This window comes from Mixta calida (genome assembly GCF_002953215.1).
GTDB classification, from domain to species: Bacteria; Pseudomonadota; Gammaproteobacteria; order Enterobacterales; family Enterobacteriaceae; genus Mixta; species Mixta calida.
Map to the genome: position 1 here is coordinate 2,694,398 of NZ_CP026378.1, position 16,945 is coordinate 2,711,342.

18 protein-coding genes are annotated in these 16,945 nt (G+C 54.3%); 6 read left to right on the top strand and 12 right to left on the bottom strand.

Annotation, left to right across the window (positions count from 1 at the left end):
- Nucleotides 1–180: 180 nt before the first annotated feature.
- Together C2E16_RS12885 and C2E16_RS12890 are read right to left on the bottom strand one after the other, a co-directional pair.
- Entirely contained in the window at nt 181–1,158 is a 978-nt protein-coding gene (locus tag C2E16_RS12885) for a flagellin N-terminal helical domain-containing protein (RefSeq protein ID WP_038625484.1), read from the bottom strand.
- Between the two features lie 202 nt (nt 1,159–1,360).
- Complete coding sequence (locus C2E16_RS12890; protein ID WP_038625482.1) at nt 1,361–2,335, bottom strand: flagellin N-terminal helical domain-containing protein; 975 nt, start codon at nt 2,333–2,335, stop codon at nt 1,361–1,363.
- 255 nt (nt 2,336–2,590) lie between these two features.
- On the opposite strand from C2E16_RS12890, the gene fliD reads away from it, so the two are divergent.
- The 4 genes from fliD to amyA all read left to right on the top strand — a co-directional run bounded on the left by fliD (nt 2,591) and on the right by amyA (nt 6,374).
- The gene (gene fliD, locus C2E16_RS12895; protein ID WP_038625481.1) at nt 2,591–3,991 is read left to right on the top strand and encodes a flagellar filament capping protein FliD; all 1,401 of its coding nucleotides are present in this window, start codon (nt 2,591–2,593) and stop codon (nt 3,989–3,991) included.
- Nucleotides 3,992–4,005: 14 nt separating this feature from the next.
- Nucleotides 4,006–4,413, top strand: a complete 408-nt coding sequence (fliS, locus tag C2E16_RS12900; protein ID WP_038625479.1) for a flagellar export chaperone FliS — start codon at nt 4,006–4,008, stop codon at nt 4,411–4,413.
- Between the two features lie 2 nt (nt 4,414–4,415).
- Nucleotides 4,416–4,775 (top strand): flagella biosynthesis regulatory protein FliT, encoded by a 360-nt coding sequence (gene fliT / locus C2E16_RS12905; RefSeq protein WP_038625477.1) that lies wholly within the window; start codon nt 4,416–4,418, stop codon nt 4,773–4,775.
- 105 nt (nt 4,776–4,880) lie between these two features.
- Nucleotides 4,881–6,374, top strand: a complete 1,494-nt coding sequence (gene amyA, locus C2E16_RS12910; RefSeq protein WP_084970449.1) for an alpha-amylase — start codon at nt 4,881–4,883, stop codon at nt 6,372–6,374.
- A gap of 145 nt (nt 6,375–6,519) precedes the next feature.
- Here the strand turns inward: amyA and yedD are convergent, their stop codons facing one another.
- The gene (yedD, locus tag C2E16_RS12915; RefSeq protein WP_084970448.1) at nt 6,520–7,002 is read right to left on the bottom strand and encodes a lipoprotein YedD; all 483 of its coding nucleotides are present in this window, start codon (nt 7,000–7,002) and stop codon (nt 6,520–6,522) included.
- Between the two features lie 211 nt (nt 7,003–7,213).
- Between yedD and C2E16_RS12920 the strand changes: the two genes are divergently transcribed.
- Nucleotides 7,214–7,537: a DUF6388 family protein gene (locus tag C2E16_RS12920; RefSeq protein WP_038625472.1), complete on the top strand. Its 324-nt coding sequence runs from the start codon at nt 7,214–7,216 to the stop codon at nt 7,535–7,537.
- Between the two features lie 87 nt (nt 7,538–7,624).
- On the opposite strand, the gene iraP is transcribed toward C2E16_RS12920, so the two are convergent.
- Nucleotides 7,625–7,924 carry an anti-adapter protein IraP gene (gene iraP, locus C2E16_RS12925; RefSeq protein WP_038625470.1) on the bottom strand — a complete coding sequence of 100 codons (300 nt, stop codon included), beginning with the start codon at nt 7,922–7,924 and terminating at the stop codon, nt 7,625–7,627.
- Between the two features lie 189 nt (nt 7,925–8,113).
- On the opposite strand from iraP, the gene C2E16_RS12930 reads away from it, so the two are divergent.
- On the top strand, nt 8,114–8,353 hold the full coding sequence (locus tag C2E16_RS12930; RefSeq protein WP_038625468.1) for a DinI-like family protein: 240 nt from the start codon (nt 8,114–8,116) through the stop codon (nt 8,351–8,353).
- Nucleotides 8,354–8,398: 45 nt separating this feature from the next.
- On the opposite strand, the gene C2E16_RS20860 is transcribed toward C2E16_RS12930, so the two are convergent.
- The 8 genes from C2E16_RS20860 to C2E16_RS12960 all read right to left on the bottom strand — a co-directional run bounded on the left by C2E16_RS20860 (nt 8,399) and on the right by C2E16_RS12960 (nt 16,931).
- Entirely contained in the window at nt 8,399–8,542 is a 144-nt protein-coding gene (locus C2E16_RS20860; RefSeq protein WP_167401671.1) for a hypothetical protein, read from the bottom strand.
- Between the two features lie 279 nt (nt 8,543–8,821).
- The gene (cspE, locus tag C2E16_RS12935; protein WP_038625465.1) at nt 8,822–9,034 is read right to left on the bottom strand and encodes a transcription antiterminator/RNA stability regulator CspE; all 213 of its coding nucleotides are present in this window, start codon (nt 9,032–9,034) and stop codon (nt 8,822–8,824) included.
- A 465-nt stretch (nt 9,035–9,499) separates the two neighbouring features.
- Entirely contained in the window at nt 9,500–9,652 is a 153-nt protein-coding gene (locus C2E16_RS20865) for a hypothetical protein (protein WP_156462401.1), read from the bottom strand.
- A gap of 182 nt (nt 9,653–9,834) precedes the next feature.
- On the bottom strand, nt 9,835–10,173 hold the full coding sequence (locus C2E16_RS12940; RefSeq protein ID WP_084970447.1) for an MliC family protein: 339 nt from the start codon (nt 10,171–10,173) through the stop codon (nt 9,835–9,837).
- Between the two features lie 1,034 nt (nt 10,174–11,207).
- Complete coding sequence (locus C2E16_RS12945) at nt 11,208–12,596, bottom strand: amino acid permease (RefSeq protein WP_038625463.1); 1,389 nt, start codon at nt 12,594–12,596, stop codon at nt 11,208–11,210.
- Between the two features lie 85 nt (nt 12,597–12,681).
- The gene (hutH, locus tag C2E16_RS12950) at nt 12,682–14,211 is read right to left on the bottom strand and encodes a histidine ammonia-lyase (protein WP_084970446.1); all 1,530 of its coding nucleotides are present in this window, start codon (nt 14,209–14,211) and stop codon (nt 12,682–12,684) included.
- 1 nt (nt 14,212) lies between these two features.
- Nucleotides 14,213–15,898, bottom strand: coding sequence for a urocanate hydratase (hutU, locus tag C2E16_RS12955; RefSeq protein ID WP_038625459.1), 1,686 nt, complete (start codon nt 15,896–15,898; stop codon nt 14,213–14,215).
- A 295-nt stretch (nt 15,899–16,193) separates the two neighbouring features.
- Nucleotides 16,194–16,931, bottom strand: a complete 738-nt coding sequence (locus C2E16_RS12960; protein ID WP_084970445.1) for a histidine utilization repressor — start codon at nt 16,929–16,931, stop codon at nt 16,194–16,196.
- Nucleotides 16,932–16,945 lie beyond the last annotated feature (14 nt).

A 16,945-nucleotide genomic window follows, 5' to 3' on the forward strand; every position in this document is an offset into this window, starting at 1 on the left:
GATGGCATCATGAAAGGCACTGAATTTCTAGCGAACCACATGATGGGGAAAGTACTATGCTGCTTATTATCTCTCTTAAAGCGATATGCTATCTCGAAATTAGCAGGCTAATCTCCTGCCTTTTCCGCCCATAAAAAAAGGCACCCGAAGGTGCCTTGATAGCCATTGTGGCTAATACGATTAACGCAGCAGGGACAGCATGGTCTGCGGAACCTGGTTGGCCTGCGCCAGCACAGAACTGCCAGCCTGCTGCAGGATCTGCGCGCGGGACATATTGGACACTTCCGTCGCGTAGTCAGAATCCTGAATACGACTGCGCGCTGCGGACAGGTTGTTTGTCGTATTGTTCAGGTTGGTGATGGTGGATTCAAAACGGTTCTGAGACGCACCCAGCAGGCTGCGCTGAGAGTCGACAGACTTGATGGCAGCATCGATCGCTTCCAGCGGCTTGGCAGAGCCGGAGATAGAACCATCAGAAGTAACAACAGATACGCCTGTACTTGCAATACCACCGCTGGCGTTGATTTTGCCCAGCAGAACGTCAAAGCCTTCTGCCTTAACAGTACGCGCGTTGCCGTTGATTTTATTGTTGGTGCTGTCGGTTGAAGCCGTATTCAGGGTTGATTTACCGTCCGTTGCGATAGTACTTGCCAGGTCCCAGCCGGAAGCTGCAGAAACCTGGATATCAATCTTCTCGCCGTCTTTTGCGCCAACCTGGAAGCTGAAGTTCTTATTAGCGGCGTTGCTCAGGACTTTGATGCCGTTGAAGTCGGTCTGGGCAGTTACGCGGCTGATCTCTTCCATACGCTGGTTAACTTCAGACTGGATGGAGTCGATGTCAGAAGCAGAGTTGGAGCTGTTCTGCGCCTGAACGGTCAGGTCACGTACGCGCTGCAGGTTGTTGTTGATTTCGCTCAGCGCGCCTTCAGCGGTCTGCGCCAGAGAGATACCGTCGTTGGCGTTACGTGCCGCCACGCCCAGGCCGTTGATGTTGGAGGTGAAGCGGTTAGCAATCGCCTGACCAGCAGCGTCATCTTTCGCGCTGTTGATACGCAGGCCAGAAGAAAGACGCTCGATCGCGGAGCCCAGAGAAGACTGAGATTTGCTCAGGTTGTTCTGAGTAGTCAACGACAGGGTATTAGTGTTAATAACTGCCATGATAAGTATCCTTAAAGTTTAATTAGGGTTCGGCATTTGGCCTGCGGCTTCATCACCGTCATAAATGTTATCGACAACGTTAAGCAGGACTTTAGTTTTTTTTAACGCTTTCTTGAATTATTTAACGACGGTAAATAGCCTGGAAAGCGGTAAAAAAACGCCCTCGTACGAGGGCGTTGATAACAACGTAAACGGAGAACGATTAACGCAGCAGGGACAGCATGGTCTGCGGAACCTGGTTGGCCTGCGCCAGCACAGAACTGCCAGCCTGCTGCAGGATCTGCGCGCGGGACATATTGGACACTTCCGTCGCGTAGTCAGAATCCTGAATACGGCTGCGCGCTGCGGACAGGTTGTTTGTCGTATTGTTCAGGTTGGTGATGGTGGATTCAAAACGGTTCTGAGACGCACCCAGCAGGCTGCGCTGAGAGTCGACAGACTTGATGGCAGCATCGATCGCTTCCAGCGGCTTGGCTGTACCTGTAATCGCTCCACTAGCATTCACGCCGACGCCCGTAGTTGCAATACCACCGCTGGCGTTGATTTTGCCCAGCAGAACGTCAAAGCCTTCTGCCTTAACAGTACGCGCGTTGCCGTTGATTTTAATGCTGGCGCTGTCGGTTGAAGCCGTATTCAGGGTTGATTTACCGTCCGTTGCGATAGTACTTGCCATATCCCAGCCGGAAGCTGCAGAAACCTGGATATCAATCTTCTCGCCGTCTTTTGCGCCAACCTGGAAGCTGAAGTTCTTATTAGCGGCGTTGCTCAGGACTTTGATGCCGTTGAAGTCGGTCTGGGCAGTTACGCGGCTGATCTCTTCCATACGCTGGTTAACTTCAGACTGGATGGAGTCGATGTCAGAAGCAGAGTTGGAGCTGTTCTGCGCCTGAACGGTCAGGTCACGTACGCGCTGCAGGTTGTTGTTGATTTCGCTCAGCGCGCCTTCAGCGGTCTGCGCCAGAGAGATACCGTCGTTGGCGTTACGTGCCGCCACGCTCAGGCCGTTGATGTTGGAGGTGAAGCGGTTAGCGATTGCCTGACCTGCTGCGTCATCTTTCGCGCTGTTGATACGCAGACCAGAGGACAGGCGCTCGATCGCGGAGCCCAGAGAAGACTGAGATTTGCTCAGGTTGTTCTGAGTAGTCAGCGACAGAGTGTTAGTATTAATAACTGCCATGATAGATTTCCTTCAAAAAAATTGGTTCAGATTCAGGCATCTGTAAAGCGGCTTTATCACCGTCAACCTCATTATCGACACCCCTAAACCAACCTTTAGGAAATTTTTTTTGGAAAATCATAAAAGGGCAAAAGCCGGAACTGCAATAAAGAAGGGCTTTTTATCTCGCCATTGATTTTTTCCATCAGGGCTAATCTTTTGTCGGACGCTGCCGATACCCACCCCAGTGATAGTCAACCAACAAAGGATTACAACATGGCCACGATTAGCTCTCTCGGTGCGGGTACCAGTCTCGATCTGCAATCGTTGTATGACAGCCTGGAGACGTCAGAAAGAACGCGCCTTACGCCGATCACCACGCAGCAGGCCTCTTATAAAGCGAAGCTCACCGCGTGGGGCGTTGTGCAGACGTCGCTGTCAAAGTTGCAGACTGCGGCCAATGCGCTAAAAAAAACCTCCGACATCGCATCGACGAAAGTCACCAGCACCAATACCGCCTTTAGCGCGACGCTGGCTAACAACGCGACGGCGGGCAACTATTCAATCGAAGTCAGCAATCTGGCTAAAGCGCAGTCGCTGCTATCTAAATCCGCCCCCAGCAAAGATACGGACCTGGGCGACAGCTCGCTGGCCTCGCGCACCATCACTATTGCGCAGAGCGGGCAGACCACGCCAATGACCGTGACGCTGACCCAGGATCAGACCAGCCTGGCGGATATCCGCGATGCGATTAACAAACAGCAGGGCAGCGTCACCGCCAGCATTATTAAGTCTGATGACAACACCTATTATCTGTCGCTGACCTCGCGCGATACCGGCATCGCTAATGAAATGACGGTCACCACGAACGACAGCGCGCTGGCGCAGTACATCGGCTATGACAAGACGGCTTCTTCTAACGGTATGACCGAACAGGTCGCCGCCGCCGACGCCCAGCTGACGATCAACGGCGTGGCGATTACGCGCAGCAGCAACACTATTACCGATGCGCCGGAAGGCGTGACGCTGAACCTGACGAAAACTAACGTTGGTAGCCCGGAAACGCTGACGGTCGAAAAAGATAACCAGCCGATGATCGATGCGGTGCAGGCCTACGTTGACGCCTATAACTCACTGCAAACCACCATCGCTAACCAGACTAAATATACTGCGGTTGATCAAGGCAGTGACACTCAGGATACCAGCAACGGCGATCTGCTGGGCGACGGCACGCTGCGCAATATCCAGACGCGCCTGCGCTCGGTGCTGTCGTCATCGCAGAGCGGCGGCGACATCTCGCTGCTGTCGCAGATTGGCGTAACCCAGGATCTTAACGGCAAGCTGACGGTAGACAGCGACAAGCTGAACAAGGCGCTAAATGAGAAATCGACCAGCGTAGTGAATTTCCTGTCCGGCGACGGCAAAACCACCGGCTTCGCGACGCAGGCCAGCAATCTGCTGGAGTCTATTCTGGCGTCCGACGGCTCTCTGCAGAAAGCCGAAGACGGCATTAACAGCACGCTGAAGCGTCTTTCAACGCAGTACGATCAGGTGAATACCCAGATCTCCGCGACGATGGCGCGCTATAAGGCACAGTTCACCAGCCTGAGCTCGCTGGTCTCTTCCATGACGCAAACCGGGAACTACCTGACGCAGCAGTTTGCTGCAATGAGCTAATTCGAGGATTAAACATGTACGCTAAATCGGGAATTCAGGCCTACGCGCAGGTCGGTGTGGAAAGTGCCGTGATGAGCGCCAGCCCGCATCAGCTGGTGGTTTTACTCTTTGACGGCGCGCTGAGCGCGATGAAGAAAGCCACCATTTTGATGGAACAGGGTGATATTCCCGGCAAAGGCCAGGCGCTCTCTAAAGCGATCAATATCATTAACAACGGTCTGCGCGCTGGCCTCAACCATGAGGCCGGCGGCGAAATTGCCGGCAACCTCGACGATCTGTATGAATATATGACGCGTCGTCTGCTACAGGCCAACCTGAATAACGATCTCGCTGCTATTGAAGAGGTGGAAAGATTGCTGACTAATATCGCCGACGCCTGGAAAGAGATCGGACCTAACGCCAACGCCGCGCAGGACGCCTGACCATGTCAGATAACCTTGATGTGCTTCGCCGCTATCAGCAGCTGCTGATGCTTAGCAATACCATGCTCTCGCTGGCGAAACAGGGCCAGTGGGATGCGCTGATCGGCCATGAGGTCGGCTACCTGCAAGCGGTGGAGAGCATCTCGCACGCCGTGGACGCCGCCGCCCTGCCCGCCGCGGCGCAGGCGCAGATCCGGCCGCTGCTGCGGCAGCTGCTGGATAACGAAACCCTGATTAAAAGCCTGCTTGCCAACCGCATGGACGAGCTGCGTACGCTGGTAAATCAGGGTAGTCAGCAACAAAATATCACTTCCGCCTACGGACGTTTTTCCGGCAATATTCTCTACCCTTCCGACAGTTAGTTTTCGGCTTTAAGGCGGGGACGCGGAAAATTTCCGCTCTCCCCACCCGCTACGCTTCCGCTCATCCATACTTGCTGTTCAACGGGTGAGAAATGGAGCAAGGAAATGCACAACCCCACGCTACTGCAGTTTTTCCACTGGTACTACCCGGACGGCGGCCAGCTGTGGCCGGAAGCGGCCGAGCGCGCCGCCTGGCTGGCGGATATCGGCATCACGTCTGTCTGGCTTCCGCCCTGCTATAAAGGCGAATCGGGCGCCTGCTCGCCAGGCTATGACGCCTACGACCTCTTCGACCTGGGCGAATTCGATCAAAAAGGCGCCCGCGCTACCAAATATGGCGATAAACAGCAGCTGCTGAAGGCCGTAGAGACCTTGCGCAGCCATAACCTCGGCGTACTGCTGGATGTGGTGCTGAACCATAAAATGGGCGCCGACGAAAAAGAGCGTATTCGGGTTAATCGGGTCAATCCCGATAACCGGGATGAGATCGACGGCGAAGCGATTGAAGCAGAAGCCTGGACCCGTTTCACCTTTCCGGCGCGCGCCGGGAAATATTCCCGCTTTATCTGGGACTATAAATGCTTTAGCGGCGTCGACCATATCGAAAATCCCGACGAAAACGGCATCTTCAAGATTATCAACGACTATACCGACGACGGCTGGAGCGAGCAGGTCGACGATGAGCTGGGCAATTTTGATTACCTGATGGGCGCCAATACCGACTTTCGCAATCGCGCGGTGGCCGAAGAGTTAAAGTACTGGGCGCGCTGGATAATGAATGAACTGCCCTGCACCGGCTTTCGCCTGGATGCGGTCAAACATATCCCGGCATGGTTCTATAAGCAGTGGATTACGCATATCGAAGAGGTGGCGCCGCAGCCGATGTTTATCGTCGCTGAATACTGGTCGCACGATGTGGAAAAGCTGCTGCGCTATCTGCATCAGGTCGACCATAAAACGCAGCTGTTCGACGCCCCGCTGCAGCTTAACTTTCATCACGCCTCGACGCGGGGCGCGGATTACGATCTGCGCACCATCTTTAACGCCACCCTGACGGAACGCGATCCTTTTCATGCGGTGACGCTGGTAGCTAACCATGATACGCAGCCGCTGCAATCGCTGGAGGCGCCGGTAGAGCCGTGGTTCAAACCGCTGGCCTACGCGCTGATTCTGCTGCGCGAACAGGGCGTGCCGACCGTGTTCTACCCTGACCTGTTCGGCGCCCGCTATCAGGATGACGGCGACACGGGCGAGCAGTACACCGTTGAGATGCCGGCAGTGGCGGAACTGGAAGCGCTGATCCGCGCACGACAGCGCTATGCGCACGGGGCGCAGACCGACTATTTCGATCACGTTAACTGTATCGCCTTCAGCCGCAGCGGTACGGCGGAGCATCCGGGCTGCGTGGTGGTGCTCTCCAACGGCGACGATGGCGAAAAACAGGTTACACTGGGCGCAACGTTCGCGGGGAGCGCCTGGCACGACTATCTCGGTCATCGCCAGGAGGAGGTTACGCTGGATGAGAGCGGCGGCGCGCTGTTTTATTGCAACGCGGGCAGCGTCAGCGTCTGGGTAAAAGCGGATACGCTGGAAGCATAAGGCGCAGGGAGGCGGCAAGCAGAGCGCTACTGGTAAAGGGATCAATAACGAAGCCCGGATAAGGAAAAGTTCGGCTATGAAGACGGATAAAGGAAAGCGAGCAGCGAAAAAGCCATGACGCGCCAGGGCGCGTCATGATGTGAACTTACTGCTGCGTCTGGGTCGACGGTTGCTCAGCGAAAACGGCGCGCATATTTTGCGGCTCGATATTTTGGATAACCGTCGCATCCGGCTGCGCACGCATTTGTTCCAGCGCCTGCTGGCATTCCAGCGTAGGCTGATCCACTTTTTTCAACGTCAGCTTGTCGTAGTGCAGCTCGTCGCCATCCAGCTCCAGCGGCATCACACGCAGCTGTTTATTGACGTTGACGTATTGCCCATCCAGCAGCGTCAGCTTGCCCGGCTTGGCAATCACCCGCTGCCATTGACGACAGTCCAGCGTGTCGCCCTGCGCGGTAATAATCAGGCTGCCCAACGCCCGGTCGCTGATCAGGCCGCGTTGCGGGCCGGTAGTTTGCCAGTAACCCTGTAGGCTGGCCGGCGCCGGCGTTTTCACCGCCTGCTGGTATTGAGTAATCTGCGCACAGCCCGTCAGCGCCAGCGCGCCCAACAGCATCCACTTTTTCATTCTGGCTCCCTAACCTTCGTTCAATGGCGGCTACGTTATAATTTTCCCCTGGGCTGCGCAAGATGCTTAGGCCCCTCAGCGCGTGAACATGAAGCAGTATCCTCCGATCTCTCGCCGTCTGGACAACATTCCTGCAATCAAGCGGCCCTTTCCTGACAGTCGGGCCATGTCAGGTTACACTTAAAGCCATTTTGATTCACAGGTCACTTTCATGAAAACGCCCCAGGAATATTACGCGATCGCCCGCTCGATGTTTTTATCCGCTCATCCTGATTTTCAGGCGGCGCTGGATGATTTGAAACAGGAAGACGCGGACGCAATGAATATGTCGCTGCCGCAGTACCGCAGCATGCAGGCGGACAGGCTTTACGCCTCGTTTCTTCGTGCCAGAAACCAGGATGCGATTCTGTTTTCCATCCAGCTGGCGGAGCCGGATAAAGAAATAGCGATGCAGGCGATCGAATGCTATCTCAAAGAGCATGCCGCCGCGCTGGGCATGACATGGGAAGCATTTTGCGAGAAAAACCAACTGTAGTCCGTTAATCGCTTCTGCGCGACAGCGACAGGCCGCTCAACGCGGCCTGTCTCCGCGTCGAGTGGCGGACAGAACCTGACTACCGTATTACATTTTCTGCTGCGTCGGCGCAGAGGCTTCATCAACGTAACGCGTTACCGCCAGCAACCGGTTGATATGGGTCAGCAGCAGATCGACATCCGACTGCACCACATCTGACGAGGCGTGGGTGGCGGCGACAATGGCATTATTGATATTGGTTTCAATGTCGTCTGAGCCCTCTTTTCCCGCCGTCAGCAGCAGCGCTGCAATCAACAGCGACTGCGCCTCAACCTGCGCGGTGATCTCCTTGGCTTCCACATCCATTTTTGCCAACTTCATTAAAATATCGATAACGAGATTTTTCATCATTCTTCTCCCTCTGTTTGTGTAGCCGACACTAACATCAGATAGCTTCTGTCTGTATAGGACAATACGGAAAGAGGAGAAAGCGTGATTTTCTTATCGTAAGGCGTGAAAAATGCATTTGATACTGTTTACTTATCCAGTATGATAGCTGGCGCTTCACGCGGTGCGGAATCAAGAGGATTGCTACCCATGTTTGTTGAACTCATTTATGACAAGCGCAATGTTGCCGGCTTGCCTGGCGCGCACGAACTTATTCTGGAAGAGCTGCAAAAACGTATTCATCGCACTTTCCCGGATGCCGAGGTGAAAGCCAAAGCGATGCAGCGTAACGCTATCGAAAGCGATGCCAGCAAAAGCGACAAATCGATTATTATCCGCATCGTTGAAGAGATGTTTGACGAAGCGGATATGTGGCTGGTGGCGGAATAAGCCTCAGCCCAATAAAAAACCGCCCTTTGGGGCGGTTTTTTTTGGTTAGATGACCTGGCTTGGGTCCGGGTCGTCTTCATCCTCATCTTCCAGCGGATCGACACCGTCATCGTCTGCGATCTCATCAGGCGTTTGCGGTACCGGCTCATCATCTTCCAGCGGATCGACTGCATCAGGACGCTCTGACATCATAACCTCCAGTAGCCCGACAGGGGCTTTATGAGTATAGGCTGTCGCCGCACCTGTCCGATGGACAAATGTTTCTCTTGCCGCTGATGTCACAGTTGACGAAACTCACCCTTTTGCAGGCATAAAAAAAGCCCACCGAAGTGGGCTTTTTCTTTCAAACCGGCAAATGCATTATCCACCGTATTTGAGGTCACGCTGTCGTCATTGCCTTAACGCTTCACCTTCACTGCTCAGGTATTACCGTCATCGCTATCGGAAGGGGATTAAGACGAAGGCGTCTTACAGCGCAACAACGTTAGTTGCTGAAGGGCCTTTCGCGCCGTTCTCAACAGAGAACTGCACTTTCTGACCTTCATCAAGGGTTTTGAAATCGTTGCTCTGGATAGCAGAGAAATGTACGAATACATCTTTGCTGCCGTCTTCAGGAGAGATAAAACCGAAGCCTTTTTCAGCGTTGAACCATTTTACTAAACCAGTCATTTTATTAGACATAGATACTTCCTTCTTTATTGAGGAGCCAGCTTGTGTGGCATAAAAGGTCTGTATTGCAGAGAATACTTATTGGGCACTTAGAAGAGGCTCACGAAGAAGGGGTATCTGAGATAACGCTTTAAATGAGGACTGCTTTACTAAAACTGCTTTCATAAGGTCTGTCTTCCAAACCGATGCGCCATTTACTCATGGAAGCCCGTTGAGCGCAAGCTTTATTTTCAAATCTTTCTGCACGCCTAAGCCTGCAAAACAAAAAGAGATTTTTTTCCGCCACGCCATTCATTGTAAAGAAACGTCCACCCCGCCCTGCTAAAAACACGACGGATTGAGCTATTGCGCGAGAATTACGGCCTTATCGAAAGTAAAGAAACGTCGATAAATAACGCAGCGCAACCGGTTTATTCTCTTTTAAAAGCCTGGCGCCGCGCTAAATCACTACAACTACGCTGAAATGGCGGCCGCCATTTATTTTCCGCGGGATTTGAAGCTGAACCAGGCCGCCGCCGCCGCTAAAAACAGAAACATCAGACCAAATGCCGTTCCGCCCGATGACCAGCGCAAGATGGCGCCTGTAAAGAAGGCGACCGCAAGGATGGCAAAAAGGATACGTTTGTTCATAAAGCCTCCAGATTTTATCGCTTATTGGATCGTAGCAGAGCGATAACCATCATGAGGGCAAACCATGGCGCGCTTTTTCAGAACAGAACAGGAACACCACTTTCATCTTAACGTAGCGACAGCCGTAATCGCTGCTGGTGCTCCTGTTATGGTGCGCCTGTGGCAGGCGCCCGTCGCAACGCTTAGCGCGCGCTTTTACACTCGGTGGCTTTATTGCCCATCAGCTGAGTGAAGGTGCCGCTGTTGCCCTTCGTCCACCACTCATAGGCGTTGCCCACATATTTCGCGCCGCTGCCGGCAATGACATTCGCCATAACGATGGTCGGCTGCGGCCCTTTTTTTACTACTGCCAGCCTGTTCGGCTCCTGATTATAGTAGGTGACATCCAACGACTGACCATCATCACACTGATAAGTGGCATGGATCGTTTCGTTTTTGCCGCCGCCCGGCAAGGTAATGCTGGAACTACATCCGGTCAGCATGACTGCCGCGATCGCCACACCGAAATAACGTTTATACATAGCTGTCCCTCAAGCAAGGTTATTTACGGTACATAAGTATAACAGAGTTTATTGTTAATTTTAGGTCATTTCCGGTTTATGGAAAATATTACGCAACGACGGCGATAAAATCGTTACAATGTTAATCATCTTGGATTAAATTATTACCGAATTTTTTCATGCCAACAATAGATATAAATAATCTCAACATTTTCGGGTATTTTCCAGCGCAACAGTATGGCATTGGCAGCTATTAAAATCAATCCCACCACGCCTGCCAGACAAATCCGATATAAAATAAAGACGATATTTTTTAAAGCGCCTCGCCATAATAGCAGCGCTCACCAATAAGAGGAAACTGTAGTTGTTCATTAATGGTTGACGCTTCTCTGATGCCAATTTCATGCACACCCGACGGCAATATTATTCCCATTTCATTAGCCAGGCTTCTGGCCGCTATGCGACGTAAGCCGCCAACAACATGTTGAAAGTAAGGTTCGTTCTCCTGACCATCTATCCAGTGCCTGAGAGGTAACGCAGATTGAATTTATCAGTATCAGATAAGCTTGCCACCCCTAACGAGTTTTTCTATGGCTACACTACTATATTGGTATTCATCTCATCGTTCGCATTATTTAATAGCATAATGTCAATCTACTTTTCATTCCTGCCAAGTTTTTCTGCAAAATTAACACACAAGCCTGGTAATTGTTCTTTTGGCATTTACTTTGTGCACTGGCTGGCCTACTTAACACTAAAAAACAATGGTTTTATTTTACATGGCAGGTCGCTCGTCGACCCTGTTATCAATACCATTATTGTGTTTTTAATTTCTTTTACATTAATTTTTGTTGCCAGATTTTTTAAGCCATTAGGTTATTTATGCTAAATATTACCGCCCATTATGGGCGGGGTTTAACAGGCTATTGCACTACGGGCTTACCTCATTTTGATAAATAAAGGCCCACGCCAAAGAGTTTGGCGTAGGCCGCTGATGAATCAATCTGAAACTTTGTTTTTAGCTGCTGAAAACGGCAGCCGGCAGGCTTCCCGTCTTAGCTCTTTGGCTGTTCTAACGCCATCGCGCCCGCCCGTTTTTTGACACGCCAAAAGTAGATCAGCGTCAGACCTGCCAGCCAGAACAACCCGACAATCAGAGCCATTCGCGTTTCTGCCACCGCGCCCAGCACGCCGATCACCAGCAGCATAAACAGCAGCGTGATCACGGGCGCAACAGGCCAGAACGGCACAGGGAAACGAATGTCGGCGCGTTCTTGTTCCGTCAGGCTACGACGCATAGCGAAATGGGAGAGTAAGATCATCAGCCATACCCAGAGCGTGGCGAAAGCGGCCAGCGAGGCGATCAATACAAACACCTGCTCCGGGATCAGATAATTAAGCACCACCGCGCCCAGCAGCGCGACCGCCATGACCACTACCGTCATCCACGGTACGCCGTTACGCGCGATACGCAGAAAACAGTTCGGCGCCATGCCTTCGCTCGCCATGCCATACATCATGCGTCCGGCGCCGAAAATATCGCTGTTGATAGCGGAAACCGTGGCGCTAATTACAATGATATTCAGCACGCTGGCCGCGCCCTGCATCCCCAGCCCTTCAAAAATCAGTACGAACGGACTGCCCTGCTGACCGATGCTGCTCCAGGGGAAAATCGCCATCAGGATAAATAATGTGCAGACATAAAACAGAATAATGCGCAGCGGAATGGTGTTAATCGCCTGCGGGATCACCTTCTCCGGATCGCGCGCCTCTGCCGCCGTAATGCCGATAATTTCGATGCCGCCAAAGGCGAACATCACGATACCCAGCGACGCGATCACCCCGCCGAAACCTGCCGGCGCGAAGCCGCCGTGCGTCCAGAGATTCTCTACGCCAGTCGCCGGGAAGCTGTGGCCGAAGCCAAAGAAAATCACGCCCGCGCCCGCCGCTATCATGGCGATAATCGCCGCCACTTTAATCAGCGACAGCCAGAATTCCATTTCGCCAAACACCCGCACGTGGCACAAATTCAGCGAGCCGATAAAAAAGATGATGCTCAGTACCCATATCCAGCGCGGCACATCCGGATACCAGAGTCCCATATAGATGCCGAACGCGGTCACGTCCGCCAGGCAGACAATGATCATTTCGAAGGTATAGGTCCAGCCGGTGATAAAACCCGCCAGGGGGCCGAGATAGTGGCGCGCGTAGCTGCCGAACGATCCGGAAACCGGACTGCGCACCGCCATTTCGCCAAGCGCGCGCATTACAATAAATACCGCTGCGCCGCCAGCCAGGTAGGCCAGCAGTACGGCGGGACCGGCAGCCTGGATAGCGGCGGCGGAGCCATAGAATAGCCCGGTGCCTATAGCGGAGCCGAGAGCGATAAAGCGGATATGACGCGCGTTAAGCCCGCGCAGCAGGTGTGGTTTGTGTTGTTGCATATCAGGTCCTGATAAGAGTTATATGACTGCGAATATGCGTGGGACACCGGGGGATTAACCCCCGGCAGGGTACAGAGAACAACAGTTACCGATAACTGGGCAGGACGGCAGGCAGCAGCGCCGTCAGCTGACGGGCAGAGAGTAGTTCGACGGCGGCTTCAATATCCGGCGCGAAAAAGCGGTCGCGGCGGTAGTGCGCCACGCGCTCGCGCAGAATATTGCGCGCTTTTTCCAGCAGCGGGCTGGTCTTTAGCCCTTCGCGCAGGTCGATGCCTTGACAGGCGGCGAGCCACTCTATCGCGACTACGCCACGGGTATTGGCGGTCATCTCCCACAGGCGGCGCCCGGCGGCCGGTGCCATGGAAACGTGATCCTCCTGATTGGCGGAAGTCGGCAGGCTGTCGACGCTGTGCGGATGCGCCAGCGCTTTGTTCTCGCTGGCGAGCGCCGCAGCAGTCACCTGCGCGATCATAAAGCCGGAATTTACGCCGCCATTTTTCACCAGGAACGGCGGCAGCTGCGACATATGCTTATCCATCATCAGCGCGATGCGTCGCTCGGAAAGCGAACCGATTTCCGCAATCGCCAGCGCAAGATTATCCGCCGCCATCGCCACCGGTTCGGCGTGGAAGTTGCCGCCGGAGATCACATCATTCTCGTCGGCAAACACCAGCGGATTATCGGAAACGGCGTTAGATTCGGTCAGCAACACCTCTGCCGCCTGGCGAATTTGCGTCAGACAGGCGCCCATCACCTGCGGCTGACAGCGCAGCGAGTAAGGATCCTGCACTTTGTCGCAGTTTTTATGCGAGCTGGCGATATCGCTGCTGTCGGTCAGCAGATGGCGGAAAAGCGCCGCCGTATCGATTTGTCCGCGCTGACCGCGCGCGTCGTGAATGCGGGCATCAAAGGGCCGACGCGAACCCAGTACCGCTTCGGTGGTCAACGCGCCGCAAACTACTGCGGAGGCAAAGAGATCTTCCGCCTCGAACAGCCCGCGCAGCGCAAAAGCGGTAGAGGTCTGAGTGCCGTTGAGCAGCGCCAGCCCCTCTTTGGCTGCCAGCGTAATCGGTGCCAGTCCGGCGCGTTTTAATGCTTCCGCCGCGGGCAGCCATTCGCCCTGATAGCGCGCTTTGCCTTCGCCCAGTAGCGTTAATGACATATGCGCCAGCGGCGCCAGATCGCCCGATGCGCCAACGGAGCCTTTAGCAGGTATAAACGGGCAGACCTGCGCGTTGACCAGCGCCATCAGCGCCTGAATCACGCTCAGGCGTATGCCGGAAAAGCCGCGCGCCAGGCTGTTGATTTTCAGTACCATCATCAGGCGCACCAGATTATCGTCCAGCGGCTCGCCGATGCCGGCCGCATGGGACAGCACCAGAGAACGCTGTAAGTCTTCCAGTTCTTCGGCGGCGATACGTGTCTGAGCCAGCAGTCCAAAGCCGGTGTTAATGCCATAGGCGGTGCGCCCTTCGGCAAGAATAGCGTTAACGCATGCCACGCTGTTATTAATTGCCGGAATGGCGCTTTCATCCAACGTCAGCGTCACCGGATGGCTGTAAACCTCACGCAGCTGAGCCAGCGTAAGCGTACCGGGAGTCAGTATCAGGTTCATATCAGCGTTTCTCCTGGGTAGCTGGGACCATCGGCAGGTTAAGCCCCTGCTCTGCCGCACAGTTAATGGCAATGTCATAACCGGCATCGGCATGGCGCATTACGCCCGTGGCCGGATCGTTATGCAGTACGCGTGCAATACGCGCCGCCGCTTCATCGGTGCCGTCGCAGACAATCACCATACCGGCATGTTGTGAAAAGCCCATTCCCACGCCGCCGCCGTGGTGCAGCGAAACCCAGGTTGCACCGCCGGCGGTATTGAGCAGCGCGTTCAGCAGCGGCCAGTCCGATACCGCGTCGGAACCGTCGCGCATCGCTTCCGTTTCACGGTTAGGGCTTGCCACCGAGCCGGAGTCCAGATGATCGCGGCCAATCACGATCGGCGCGGAAACCTCGCCGTTGCGCACCATCTCGTTAAAAGCCAGCCCCAGTTTTTGACGCCACTCCAGCCCTACCCAGCAGATACGCGCCGGCAGCCCCTGAAAGCTAATGCGTTCACGCGCCATATCGAGCCAGTGATGCAAATGTTTGTCATCTTTAATCAGCGCTTTAACTTTGGCGTCAGTTTTGTAGATATCCTGCGGATCGCCGGAGAGCGCCACCCAGCGGAACGGACCAATGCCCCGACAGAACAACGGGCGAATATAGGCAGGGACGAAACCTGGAAAATCGAACGCGTTTTCAACGCCCATTTCTTTCGCCATCTGACGAATATTATTGCCGTAGTCAAAAGTCGGGATGCCCATCTCTTTAAACGCCAGCATTGCGCGAACGTGATCGGCCATGGCGCGTTTCGCCGCCTCGATGACCTGCTGAGGCTCGGTTTCGGCCTTGCGCTGATATTCTTCCCATTGCCAGCCGAGCGGCAGGTAGCCGTGCAGCGGATCGTGCGCGCTGGTCTGGTCGGTGACCATATCCGGGCGTACGCCGCGTTTGACCAGCTCAGGCAGGATCTCCGCCGCGTTACCGCACAGCGCCACGGATACCGCGCGCCCTTCAGCGGTATATTTTTTGATGCGGGCAAGCGCGTCATCAAGGGAGGTGGCCTGTTCGTCGACGTAACGGGTACGCAGACGAAAATCGATGCGGCTCTGCTGGCATTCAATGTTCAGCGAACAGGCGCCGGCGAGCGTCGCCGCTAAAGGCTGCGCGCCGCCCATGCCGCCAAGCCCCGCGGTCAGCACCCAGCGGCCCTTCAGATCGCCGTTATAGTGCTGGCGTCCTGCCTCCACGAAGGTTTCATAGGTGCCCTGAACGATGCCCTGGCTGCCGATATAGATCCAGCTGCCGGCGGTCATCTGGCCGTACATTGCCAGACCTTGCGCATCCAGCTCGTTGAAATGTTCCCAGGTCGCCCAGTGCGGCACCAGGTTAGAATTGGCGATCAATACGCGCGGCGCGTTATCGTGCGTTTTAAATACGCCGACCGGCTTACCTGACTGCACCAGCAGCGTTTCGTCATGCTCCAGTTCTTTTAGCGTGGCGACAATAGCGTCAAAGCATTCCCAGTTACGCGCCGCGCGGCCGATACCGCCGTACACCACCAGTTCGTGCGGATTTTCCGCCACGTCTGGATCAAGATTATTCATCAACATGCGCAGCGGGGCTTCGGTCAGCCAGCTTTTGGCATTCAACGTGGTTCCGCGTGGCGCGCGGATTTCCTGGTTGCGGTATTTGCTTTGCGACATCGCACTCTACTCCTGAAGGTTTACGTTAAATCGTCCTATCCCAACGGCCATGCCGTGAGGCGACTGCAAACATATATACTTGTATATACAAATATGAGCAAATGCTGACTTAACAATTTGTACACAATACAAACCCTTAAATATCAGTGTATTAGCTTAGTGAAATAATAGGCTGCTTTGCGAAACCGGTGAATTTTTCTTTAAAATCAGTGATTAAGCTAAAAATGATTTTTGCCTGAATTTGCGTTCGCTGTCACGCATTCACATATTTTTTACATCATGATAATCCTCATGATCACGACATAAAATGACCCTGTAAACGGTAGCGAGAGCCAGGAAAAAGCAGGCGGGCAAAGGAAACGATATGCTGTGTTGACCAGGTACGACGATTGATGAGCAGGCAGGGTTCACCCTCTTCAATCTGCAATAGCGCGCGCTCCTCAGGTGTTGCGCGTACCGCTTCCACAATATGCTCTCCTTCGGTCAGCGGCGCGACCAGCGAAAGATAAGCGTGCGGCGTGGTGCGGGAAAAATCCTGCTGAAGATAGTCCGGCGCTACCGCAGCATTTACGCAGCGATCTTCTATCTGCACCGGAATATCGTTTTCAAAATGGATGATAACCGAGTGAAAGATCGACGTGCCTTCCTCAACGCCCAGCGCCGTCGCCAGCTGGACGCTCGCATCTGTTTTTTCCAGCGTCAGGACCTCGCAGTGATGCCGGTGCCTGCGCGCGGCAATCTCGTCGGCGATGCTACGGATTTCGAACAGCGCAGACTGGCCTTTAGGCTCCGCCACAAAGGTGCCGACGCCCTGTAAACGCACCAGCCAGCCTTCGTCGGTCAGCTCGCGCAGCGCGCGGTTAATGGTCATACGGCTGAAGCCGAACTGGGCGACCAGCTCGGCTTCAGAAGGGATGCGATCGTGCGGACGCCATTCACCAGCGCTGATCTTATGACTGATAGCCTGTTTTACCTTTTCGTAAAACGGCACGGGCGCACTGACGGCGGCTGAGCGGGCGCGGGGCGAAAACATGCGGGCGTTCCTTA